This is a genomic window from Arthrobacter sp. SO3 (assembly GCF_020532825.1).
In the GTDB taxonomy this organism is placed as follows: Bacteria; Actinomycetota; Actinomycetes; order Actinomycetales; family Micrococcaceae; genus Arthrobacter.
Genome location: NZ_MQTS01000185.1, coordinates 1 through 9,174 on the forward strand (window position 1 = coordinate 1; position 9,174 = coordinate 9,174).

The window sequence follows — 9,174 nt, forward strand, 5'->3', positions numbered from 1 at the left end:
ATGCGGTCATGCTGATCTCTACTTTCGGTAGACCCCCATTTTAAGAGGGCCCACTGTCCGAGATCTCCGCGGCAGCCCAAACCCCCTGATAGGCGACACCGGCCGCGGGTGTTAGACATGTCCCAGGACCCATGTCGCTCAGGAGAAGAGGAACTGGTGGCTATAGCGCATTCAACGGGTGCAGGCCAGCAGGCCAGCAATGGCCGTACAGCGCGCCTGATGGACACCCTAAGGACGCAGTTGTGGCCAGTGCCTGCCCTCGCGGTGATCCTGGCCGTGGCCCTGGGTTTCGTCCTGCCGGCACTGGACGCTGCCGTGGACGATGGGATTCCCGACGGTGCCGCAGTTTTTCTGTTCAGCGGTGGCCCGGAAGCGGCCCGGTCCGTACTGCAGGCGATTTCAGGATCCCTGATCACCGTTACTTCCCTGACGTTTTCTCTCACAGTGGTAACGCTGCAACTGGCCAGCAGCCAGTTCTCTCCCCGGCTGCTACGCACCTTCACAGCAGACCAGTTCGTGCATGCGACACTGGCCTTGTTCCTGTCAGCCTTCGCCTTCGCACTGACCGTCCTTCGCAGTGTGCGGACCGAAAGCAGCGGGGGGACATCCTTTGTCCCCGAAATTTCCGTCACCGTTGCCTTTGTGCTCGCGATAGCCAGCGTGATGGGCTTGGTTCTCTTTCTGGCCCACCTGACCCGGGAAATCCGTGTTGAAACGATGATGCGCAGAGTCAGTGCCGAAACCCGGGAAACCATTGACAGGGTTTTTCCTAAGGACCGCTCCGAAGCGGTGCCCGAGGATCTCCTAAGCCAAGACAAAGGCACCCGAATCGTGTGTTCAAAATCGGGGTTCCTCACCTCCTACGATGCCGGGGCCCTCGTGCAGGCAGCTGTGGACAACGGGGCACTAATCCGGGTTGACCGCGAACCCGGCAGCTCACTGGTCGATGGCGTTCCGTTCGCCACTGTCTGGCCAGTTAGCCCGGGTTCCCCGCTCACCGTCGAAGCGAGCAGCAAGCTGCAGGCAGCCGCCAACGCCGCCGTCACCACAGGCTTCGAACGGACCAATGTTCAGGACGTCGGCTTCGGTTTCCGCCAGCTCGTGGACGTCGCCGCCCGTGCCCTGTCGCCGGGGATCAACGACCCTACAACAGCTGTGCATGTCCTGGGCCATTTGTCCGCGCTGTTGTGCCGGCTAACCAACCGCCATCCGGGCCCCCTGCAGCTCACGGATGACGAGGGCAGAGTGCGAGTCGTCCTGGCCATGCCTGCACTAGGGGACCTGCTAGAGCTGGTCATGGCCCAGCCACGGCTGTACGGAATAGCGGACCCAGCCGTCGCCGAACGGCTCCTGGAACTGCTCCAGGAGCTCTCATGGTGCGACAGCGAAGGCCGGTACCGGGCGGAGATCCTGGAACAGGTGGCCCGGATGCGCGAAGCGCTCAACACCGGAACCTATGCGCCCGCGGACCGCCAACGCCTTCTGGCCCTCGCCCAAAGAACTGAAACCATGCACCCCGGCTGAGCAGTCCGCGGCAGTCCACAGGCGGCGGCCCGGGCGAGTTCCAACGCCACACCCGGCCGCAGGAACAGCCATGGACGGATGAATAGACGTGCCGTTCCCGGCTCGGACCGGATCCGAGGCCGAAGCGGGAAGAGCCGGCCACAATTTGTCCGGCCGACTCACGGCCCCGACGTTGGTTCGTGGCCGCCGGTTGCCGCAGGTCCAGCCGAAGCCGGCAGCCTGCCGGCCGGCCGCCGGCGTTGGATTCTCAGCTGGAGAATGCGCACGGCCCCGGCGATCGTGACCAGAAGCCCGCCCGCCACTGCCGCAATGAACAACGCCATCCCCAGGGAAAGCTCGCCGGCCACGCCAAGATACTGCACGGTCACGCGATCCTGGTTCTGCAGGATGAAGATGATGAGCAATACCAGAAGAACCAGCCCCACGCTGACGGCAACCCAGATCATGCCGGCCCGCGTCACCGCCGAGTCTCCGGGCATGTCCGGCGACGGCTTCCGGGGGCGTCCCGGTCTGGAAGGCGCAGGTTTATTTTCTGGTCGCGAGACGGGGCGCGGCCCCGTCGACGGACCCGGTGCTGGATCAGCAGCCACGATTCTTCACCCCCATATCCGGAGCGGGCCGTCCAGGCAGGACGGATATTTCACAAGGTACTCCTCCCGGAAGCAAGCATTCCATGCCCGGTAGGGACCGGTGATGCGGAGCGAGTCCCGGTGTGCGGACGGATGAACGACGTCGTTCCGGGTTCAGGCCCTGACGGAGACGAGTTCCCCGCACCCTGCCGGTAAAAGCGGAAGCCGGGCCCATCGCCCGGATAGAGGCCCCTGAAGAACCAGTGGTCTCCGGCACCCATCAGCACGAAGCCGACGACGCCCACGATCGTGAACTGCGTGATAATCCCCGCGATGACCAGGGCGAAGCCGGCCACAGCGGCCAGAATCCCTTACACCGCGCGGGAAGCCACGCCGCGGGGCCGTCCGGACCGCAGTTCGAGGTTCAGGTCCGGATCGGTGGCGGCCAGGTCCTGTTCGAGCTTTTTAAGGCGTCTGCGCTCTTCATCCGCCCGGCCATGGGCACGGGACGTGATTGCGTCTATCATCGGCCTATTCCCAGCCACTATCCACAGGCCTTCCCACCCGGCTGCGGGCTGCCACAATGGTTCCGGCGACCGAGACTACCTCCGAGAGTCCGCGGCGCTGAGGACGACCCGGACCGCTGCAGGCTCCAAATGATCTGACGTTTCCCGCCGCCGGACCTCCGGTTTTGCGCGACGGAAGCGGGTTGGACAGGGTTTAGTGATGTGCTTGCGTGCGCAGCGACCACGGCGGGCAGGCCGGAACTGACGATGCCCGGTGAGAGGCCTGGCGTCGGGTCTGACCAGGGCCAAGGACGGTCCGGCTCAGTGGCGACCGGGAGTGCATGTCCCCGGGCGTCCTTGCCGCAGCTGCGGTGTCGGTGAAACGCTCACGGTCGGGTTTGTCCTGGGGAACGACGAGCCTTTTGGGACCTCCTTCCGCCTCCTTCGAATGAACGGGCTTCCGGTACGGCCTGTGAGGGTGCGGCGCTGAAGAGAGCCTTGACCGCTCAGCACGACGGGCACAGACTGGCACTGGCCGATGCTGCAGGACCGATACTGTGAGAGGACAGACGAATGGACGCTGCCGGTACGTTCCTGATCGTGGTCGGTGTCGACGGTTCCGAACCGTCGCTGGCGGCCCTTCGCTGGGCGGTGGACGAAGCGCGCATGCGCCACGGGCAGGTCCGTGCCGTCACCGCGTGGCATTATCCTCCTGTGCCGTCAACGGTGGAAGACAGCGGGGGCAACGACTCCTTTCACGCCGCTGAGCGTGTCCAGGCCGACGCGCTGAAAGCCGTCGCTGCTGAGAGCGTGGACATCACGGGAAATCTCGTTCGGGATGCCCCCGTCACCGCTCTGCTGGACGCCGCCACAGACGCGGACCTGCTCATTCTGGGATCCCGGGGGCACGGAGGATTTGCCGGGCTTCTGCTCGGATCCGTCTCCAGCCAGGTCGCGCACCATGCCCCCTGCCCTGTCTTGATTGTCCGGCCCAGGAGCGGCACCTGATTCCCTAGCGCCAAAGCAGTTCCGCTCCTGAATTCTGACGCCGGCAGGCAGAAGGGGGAATGCGGATGATACCGATGCTCACGCTCGCATTTGCGGTGCTGCTTGTGTTGGGTGTCCTCAACTCCGAGCGGGCCAGCCGAACGGTTCTTTCCACCGCTGTGCTGTTCCTTCTCGGCGGCTTTGTCCTGGGCCAGGGGTACTCGGAGTTGTCCCGATAACACCCGCCGATCCCGTCGTCGGGGTTTTGGCCCAACTCGCCCTGTTCTCGGTCCTCTATACAGACGGCGTGAAAGTCGGGTTGTCCGACCTTCGCAGGGCTTGGCGTTTGCCCGGCCGGGCACTGCTGCTCGGGCTGCCTCTGACCCTTCTTGTCACCGCACTGCTGGCCCATTACATTGCAGGACTTCCCTGGCTCCAATGCTTCCTGCTTGGTGCGGTGCTCGCTCCGACCGATCCGGTGTTCGCGGCCGCCATTGTGGGGCGCAAGGAAGTCCCGGGACGATTGCGCCACCTGATGAGATTTTGCACCTCGTGGCGCTGGTCATTGTCCTGTCCATCCTTGCCCATTCCTCGACCGACGTCCTCGTCGCCAGACAATTCGACAGCCGGCCGCCCCCGACCTCGCTGCAGTTTGCCGGCGGTACACGCCTCAGCTGGCCTTGGGCCGGACGACCAAGACAGGACATGGCGCGTGGTTGATGACTTGGGTGCTGACCGAGCCCAGGTGCAAACCGGGAAATCCGCCATGCCCGCGGGAGCCAACGACGACAAGATCCGCGTCCTTGGCAGCGTCGAGTATCGCTGACGCCGGTGAATCACTGTTTACGACCTGCCCGCTGGCGGCCACGCCCTCATCTGCAGCGGAATTCAGCGCCTCAGCTTGCAGCGTCCCGGCGATGTGCTCCGGAGACTCCTCGGCGGCAATTTCACCCGCCGCCGTTTCCACTACCGCCGGATACCACGCCAGCGGCGGCTTGTTCCAGGCTGTGATCAGGCGGAGCTGCCCGTTGCGGTGTCGGGCCTCATCCATGGCCCAGCTCAGTGCTGTCTGGGAATGTTCGGAACCGTCAAAACCAACCACAATCACGAACGAACGGGTATTGGTCATTTGTCTTTCCTTTCACTGGCCTCAATGAGCATCCTAGACCTCACATGCCCGCGCCGTTCAGAGTCAGTGCTACGGTCGGCGCAGGCACTGGAGCCGGCCGTCACTGACATAGAGATTGGGCGCACGATATGAATTCGGGACCTCCGACACCGAAGGCGGCGTTCCATCCCAGGACGGCCGCGCGCCGGGACAAGGGACTGGGTAAGCTCCGCCTGCATGATGCGGTCGCGATGGCGGTCGGGGGCATGATCGGCGGGGGCATCTTCAGCGTCCTGGGTGTCACCGTCGCGATCGCCGGACATCTGGCTGTCGGAAGCTTCCTCATCGGAGGGGCCATCGCGATGGTGACCGCACATTCCTTCGCGGCGCTCTCGGCCCGGGCCGGACGCTCCGGCGGCCTCTTCGTCTACTTGCATAATGCCGGGTATCCGCGTGCCGGCTCCTACATCTCCTGGTTACTGATGTTCGGGTATCTGATCGCGTTGGCGGTGTACGGGTTTACCTTCGGCCACTACGCTGCGCACGCTTTTGGTTTGCCGGGGGTATTCGCGGACGGATTCGCCGTCCTGATCCTGCTGGTGTTTCTCGGGATCAACCTGCGCGGGGTGGGCGCATCGGCGCTCTCGGAAGACCTCGTGGTCCTGATCAAGGTCGCCGTTTTAGCCCTGATCTCCGCCATCGGGTTCGCGCACTTCTCCCCGGAGAGGCTTGCCCCGTTGGATGACAAGGGTCTGGCTGGCGTCATCGTCGCATCGGCGTCGATCTTCGTCGCCTACGAGGGGTTCGAGCTGCTCTCTTACGATTACGATGACCTCGTCAGGCCGCGCCGGACGCTGCCACGGGCACTCTACCTCTCGGTCGCGCTCGTCACGCTGGTCTACGTCGCCGTAACGATCGGCTCCCAAATGCTGGTCAGCGACAGCGTCATTGTCGCCCAGAAGGAAGTGGCGTTCGCGGCGGCGGGCCAGGCGGCGCTGGGGCCGGCGGGGTATTGGATCGCGAGCCTCGGGGCGCTTCTGGCGGCGAGTTCAGCGATCAACGCGACCCTGTTCTCGACGGCGCGCCAGATGCACGAGATTGCGCTGGCGAAGGAGCTGCCGGCGGCATTCACCAAGACACGGGCCGGTTTGCCCGTCACCGCACTGGTCTTCCTGGCGGTGTTCGGGTCCGCCTTCGCGATGCTGCCGGACATCACGGCCCTCCTCACGTTCGGATCGGCGGTCTTCCTGGCCGTCTTCGGAGCCACGAACCTGCTCGCCGCCCGGGTCCTGCCCGGGTTCTGGCCCCGGCTGGTCAGCGGCACCGGGTTTCTGGCCTGTCTCGGCGCTCTGGTCGTTCTGGTGATCCAACTCATCCTCCACGACCAGGCCACGCTGCTGCTCATCGGCGTATCGCTGGCCTCCGTCTCCTTCCTGCGGCTCACCTTTGTGTGGCACCGGAAACATGCCCCGGCAAGCGGCCCGACGTAAACCAAACCATCGCGATACAGGTTGGGGAACTCAGGTTGCCCCACGCAGCGGTACCACCATGACGGGGACGCCCGAGAACTCCAGAACCCGCAGGGTGTGGCTCCCGATATAAGGCGTTGCACTGCCGGGGCGGTCTACCAGGGCCACAACTATCAGCACGGCATTGACTTTACGGGCCTCGGCCAGGATTTCGGCTGCTACCCGTCCGGAGCGCTGGCTGAAGGACACCTCCACGCCTGCCGTCGCGGCCAGCGAGGCAACATGCCTGAATGCCGCTTCGGCAGCCAGATCGGAGTGTCGTGCCAACACGGCCGGGTCGATACTCCCGGGATGCTGGACCAGCGCCCCGGGGTCCCTGACCGTCACCACGCTCAGGCTCGCGCCGAGCCGGCGGGCATAATCGACGGCCACCTCGGCTGCCCGGAAGGCCGCCCGGGAGTCGTTCACTGCCACCAGGATCACGTCGTTCATGCACCCACCTTCCTATCGGCATCCTGTGCAGGCCCACGCGTGGTCCCTGCGTTCCGGTCGGCGGCCCAGCGCAGACGCAGGCTCTCTTCGAGTTCCTGCGCGTCAAGCTGTCGGCGGATATCCATCAGTTCCTTTTCCAGCCTGGGAATCCAACGGTTCTCAACCGCCCGCTGCCGGGTCCGGGTCGCAGCAAGTTCCGCTGTCAACAGCCTTTCGGCACGCTGGACGGCCGCATACCGAACCCCCGCCTCGAGCGCGCTGCGATGCACCGCGGCTGTGTAGGACAGGGCCGAGCTTCCGCCCGCCGGGGGCGTCACGGGGAGGTGGCACTCCGGATCTTCGGGATACGCCACGCCCATCGTGCTGCCCCACAGCAGCTGGACTCGTGCCGATTCCGGCGGTGCGGCCGTCTCAATCCGTCCGCTTCCATCCAGCGCGGCGGCGCGGCGCAGCCAGAGCGCAGCTTCTGTAGCCAGCTCTTCCCACTCCGTCCGCGTCAGCTCCGCACGAAGCTGGAGCCGTTCCAGCTCGTCCGCCAGAATGTGCTGTTTTCGATCCAACAGTCGTGCGCCGTGCCGGGCCGTCATCAGCCGGCGCTCTACCCGGACCTTCCCTGCACGCCCCGTGCTGCTCATGGGCGGTCGTCCCGCCTGGGAAGGTAACGTTCCAGGAACGTGGTCGACACCATGGTGAGCTCCTGTTCCGGCAACGCCGCCAGCGCTTCCCAGGCCCGGCCCAGGGTGTCGTCCAAGGACCGGATTTCGTCACGGCCTTGGTTAAAGAGACCGTTTTCCACCAGCTTCCTGTAACGGATGTAGCTGCGGTCGGTTTCGCTCAGCGCGGCGGCACCCACCAGTTCGGCCAGTTCGGTGGCCTGCCGCGCACGCGCCATGGCCGCAAGGACCTGGGCCGCCACATCGAGGTGGTCCTCGCGGGTCCGGTCCTTGCCTGCGCCGCTCCGCATCAGCCGCGACAGCGAGGACAGTACGTCTACCGGCGGGTAGATGCCGCGCGCGGCTATTTCGGGCGCAAGGACAATCTGCCCTTCCGTGATGTAGCCCGTCAGGTCAGGCACCGGGTGGGTGATGTCGCCGGCCGGCATCGTCAGCACCGGAACGATCGTTACGGAGCCATCGTGGCCCTTGACCCGCCCGCAACGCTCGTAAAGGGTCGCGAGATCGCTGTACAGGTAGCCGGGGTAGCCCCGCCGTGCCGGGATTTCCCGCCGTGCTGCGGACACCTCACGGACCGCCTCAGCGTAACTCGTCATGTCCGACATGATCACGAGCACGTCGTGACCTTCGGTGTATGCGAGGTGTTCGGCTATGGTCAGCGCGATCCGCGGTGTGAGGATCCGTTCAATGACCGGATCATCGGCAGCGTTCAGCAGGAGAACCAGTTCTCCCTCTGCAGAGCGTTCTTCAAGCCGGTCCCGGACGTAGGCGATATCCGCGTGGGTCAAACCCATGGCGGCGAACACCACCCGGAATGACTGGCCGCTCGAGGTTGCCTGTGCCGCGATCTGGGTGGCGAGCGTCAGGTGCGGGAGACCTGGTACAGAGAAGATGGGAAGTTTTTGTCCCCTGACCAGAGTGGTCAATCCATCAATGACCGAAATGCCGGTCAGGACAGGTTCCTGCGGCGGTTCCCGGTAAACCGGGTTCAGAGGCCAACCGCTGACAGGCAGGGTTGCCGTGCCCGTCACCGGCGGTCCGCCGTCGAGCGGTTCCCCGCGTCCGTTGCAGACCCGACCCAGCCATCCGGTTCCCACCTGGACGTGAAGTGGGCGGCCCTCAAAACGGATCCGGATTCCCCCCAGTGACATCCCGTCAGTGCTTTCAAGCACCTGCAAGGTGGCGAGATCCCGGTCCACTTCAAGCACCAGGCCATGCCGCCGCTCGCCGCCGTCCATGTCGATGGTGGCAAATTCATCCCATCCCACGCCATCTATCCCGCCAGCGACGAGCAGCGGCCCGCGGAGCTCCCGGACGTCTCCGTGTGAAATCTGCGCGGCGAAGCCGGAGTACAGCGGGAGTGATCCGGCAGCATCAGACACGCTGACCTTGGCCGTGACTTCCGGGTGGTTCACTGCAGGGCCTCCAATACCTTGAGAACCTCGCCGCTGCGGGCCTTCACGGCTGCAGCGTCCGAGGGACCTGTTTCTTCACGGGCCCGCAGGACAGGACTGAGATCGGCTTGCTCCACGGTAGTGGCGGCCACGCCCCGTTCCACAAGTTTCTGGCATGCGTCCACGACGTCGAGTACGAGGTCCAGCAGGGCGGCGCCTTTTCCCGGGGAACAGAACGCGTCATTGGCGCTCAGCGCGTTCTGCATCAACACTCCGTCGCGCAATAGGCGCCCGCCCAGCAGCACCATCCGTTCGTGGCCCGGCAACGACGAGGCTCCGATGATTTCCGCCAGCTCGGCCAGCCGGTCCGACTCGGCCAGCAGGGCAGCGGCGCGGGCACGGCGGGCGGCCCAGCCCGGGTCGCCGTTGTCCCCATGCCAGGCGCCGATGG

At 65.2% G+C, this 9,174-nt stretch carries 11 protein-coding genes and 1 pseudogene; 5 read left to right on the forward strand and 7 right to left on the reverse strand.

The features are described 5' to 3' along the window. Window positions 1-219 precede the first annotated feature (219 nt). Complete coding sequence (locus BJQ90_RS17225; protein ID WP_226761434.1) at window positions 220-1,524, forward strand: DUF2254 domain-containing protein; 1,305 nt, start codon at window positions 220-222, stop codon at window positions 1,522-1,524. Between the two features lie 158 nt (window positions 1,525-1,682). On the opposite strand, the gene BJQ90_RS17230 is transcribed toward BJQ90_RS17225, so the two are convergent. Together BJQ90_RS17230 and BJQ90_RS17235 are read right to left on the reverse strand one after the other, a co-directional pair. Next, a complete protein-coding gene (locus tag BJQ90_RS17230) occupies window positions 1,683-1,985 on the reverse strand; it encodes a lipopolysaccharide assembly LapA domain-containing protein (RefSeq protein WP_226761435.1) in 303 nt (100 codons plus the stop codon). A gap of 479 nt (window positions 1,986-2,464) precedes the next feature. Next, window positions 2,465-2,620 carry a DUF3040 domain-containing protein gene (locus tag BJQ90_RS17235; RefSeq protein ID WP_226761436.1) on the reverse strand — a complete coding sequence of 52 codons (156 nt, stop codon included), beginning with the start codon at window positions 2,618-2,620 and terminating at the stop codon, window positions 2,465-2,467. 552 nt (window positions 2,621-3,172) lie between these two features. Here BJQ90_RS17235 and BJQ90_RS17240 point away from each other — a divergent pair. From BJQ90_RS17240 to BJQ90_RS17250, 3 genes and pseudogenes are all read left to right on the forward strand, one after another. Next, window positions 3,173-3,607: a universal stress protein gene (locus BJQ90_RS17240; protein WP_226761437.1), complete on the forward strand. Its 435-nt coding sequence runs from the start codon at window positions 3,173-3,175 to the stop codon at window positions 3,605-3,607. A gap of 74 nt (window positions 3,608-3,681) precedes the next feature. Beyond that, window positions 3,682-3,825: a hypothetical protein gene (locus BJQ90_RS17245; RefSeq protein WP_226761438.1), complete on the forward strand. Its 144-nt coding sequence runs from the start codon at window positions 3,682-3,684 to the stop codon at window positions 3,823-3,825. Between the two features lie 26 nt (window positions 3,826-3,851). Further along, window positions 3,852-4,064 (forward strand): annotated as a pseudogene (locus BJQ90_RS17250) (cation:proton antiporter); the annotation flags it as partial. Window positions 4,065-4,256: 192 nt separating this feature from the next. Here BJQ90_RS17250 and BJQ90_RS17255 read toward each other — a convergent pair. After that, on the reverse strand, window positions 4,257-4,715 hold the full coding sequence (locus tag BJQ90_RS17255) for a universal stress protein (protein WP_226761439.1): 459 nt from the start codon (window positions 4,713-4,715) through the stop codon (window positions 4,257-4,259). A 128-nt stretch (window positions 4,716-4,843) separates the two neighbouring features. Here BJQ90_RS17255 and BJQ90_RS17260 point away from each other — a divergent pair, with 128 nt between their 5' ends. Continuing rightward, window positions 4,844-6,184 carry an APC family permease gene (locus BJQ90_RS17260; protein ID WP_226761440.1) on the forward strand — a complete coding sequence of 447 codons (1,341 nt, stop codon included), beginning with the start codon at window positions 4,844-4,846 and terminating at the stop codon, window positions 6,182-6,184. Window positions 6,185-6,214: 30 nt separating this feature from the next. Here BJQ90_RS17260 and BJQ90_RS17265 read toward each other — a convergent pair whose 3' ends face one another. The 4 genes from BJQ90_RS17265 to BJQ90_RS17280 all read right to left on the reverse strand — a co-directional run. Continuing rightward, window positions 6,215-6,655 carry a universal stress protein gene (locus BJQ90_RS17265; RefSeq protein WP_226761441.1) on the reverse strand — a complete coding sequence of 147 codons (441 nt, stop codon included), beginning with the start codon at window positions 6,653-6,655 and terminating at the stop codon, window positions 6,215-6,217. After that, window positions 6,652-7,290 (reverse strand): V-type ATP synthase subunit D, encoded by a 639-nt coding sequence (locus BJQ90_RS17270; RefSeq protein WP_226761442.1) that lies wholly within the window; start codon window positions 7,288-7,290, stop codon window positions 6,652-6,654. The genes BJQ90_RS17265 and BJQ90_RS17270 overlap by 4 nt, the downstream gene beginning before the upstream one ends. Continuing rightward, window positions 7,287-8,744 carry a V-type ATP synthase subunit B gene (locus BJQ90_RS17275; protein ID WP_226761443.1) on the reverse strand — a complete coding sequence of 486 codons (1,458 nt, stop codon included), beginning with the start codon at window positions 8,742-8,744 and terminating at the stop codon, window positions 7,287-7,289. Before BJQ90_RS17275 ends, BJQ90_RS17270 begins: the two co-directional genes overlap by 4 nt. Then, window positions 8,741-9,174 (reverse strand): hypothetical protein (locus BJQ90_RS17280; protein WP_226761444.1); only part of this gene is annotated, 434 nt, incomplete at its 5' end. The genes BJQ90_RS17280 and BJQ90_RS17275, both read right to left, overlap by 4 nt.

What these genes read in the sequence shown, in the direction of transcription:
- BJQ90_RS17225 (WP_226761434.1), top strand. Translation starts at nt 220, where the DNA reads ATGGACACCCTAAGGACGCAGTTGTGGCCAGTGCCTGCCCTCGCGGTG.
- BJQ90_RS17235 (WP_226761436.1), bottom strand. Translation starts at nt 2,620, where the DNA reads ATGATAGACGCAATCACGTCCCGTGCCCATGGCCGGGCGGATGAAGAG.
- BJQ90_RS17240 (WP_226761437.1), top strand. Translation starts at nt 3,173, where the DNA reads ATGGACGCTGCCGGTACGTTCCTGATCGTGGTCGGTGTCGACGGTTCC.
- BJQ90_RS17245 (WP_226761438.1), top strand. Translation starts at nt 3,682, where the DNA reads ATGCTCACGCTCGCATTTGCGGTGCTGCTTGTGTTGGGTGTCCTCAAC.
- BJQ90_RS17255 (WP_226761439.1), bottom strand. Translation starts at nt 4,715, where the DNA reads ATGACCAATACCCGTTCGTTCGTGATTGTGGTTGGTTTTGACGGTTCC.
- BJQ90_RS17260 (WP_226761440.1), top strand. Translation starts at nt 4,844, where the DNA reads ATGAATTCGGGACCTCCGACACCGAAGGCGGCGTTCCATCCCAGGACG.
- BJQ90_RS17265 (WP_226761441.1), bottom strand. Translation starts at nt 6,655, where the DNA reads ATGAACGACGTGATCCTGGTGGCAGTGAACGACTCCCGGGCGGCCTTC.
- BJQ90_RS17270 (WP_226761442.1), bottom strand. Translation starts at nt 7,290, where the DNA reads ATGAGCAGCACGGGGCGTGCAGGGAAGGTCCGGGTAGAGCGCCGGCTG.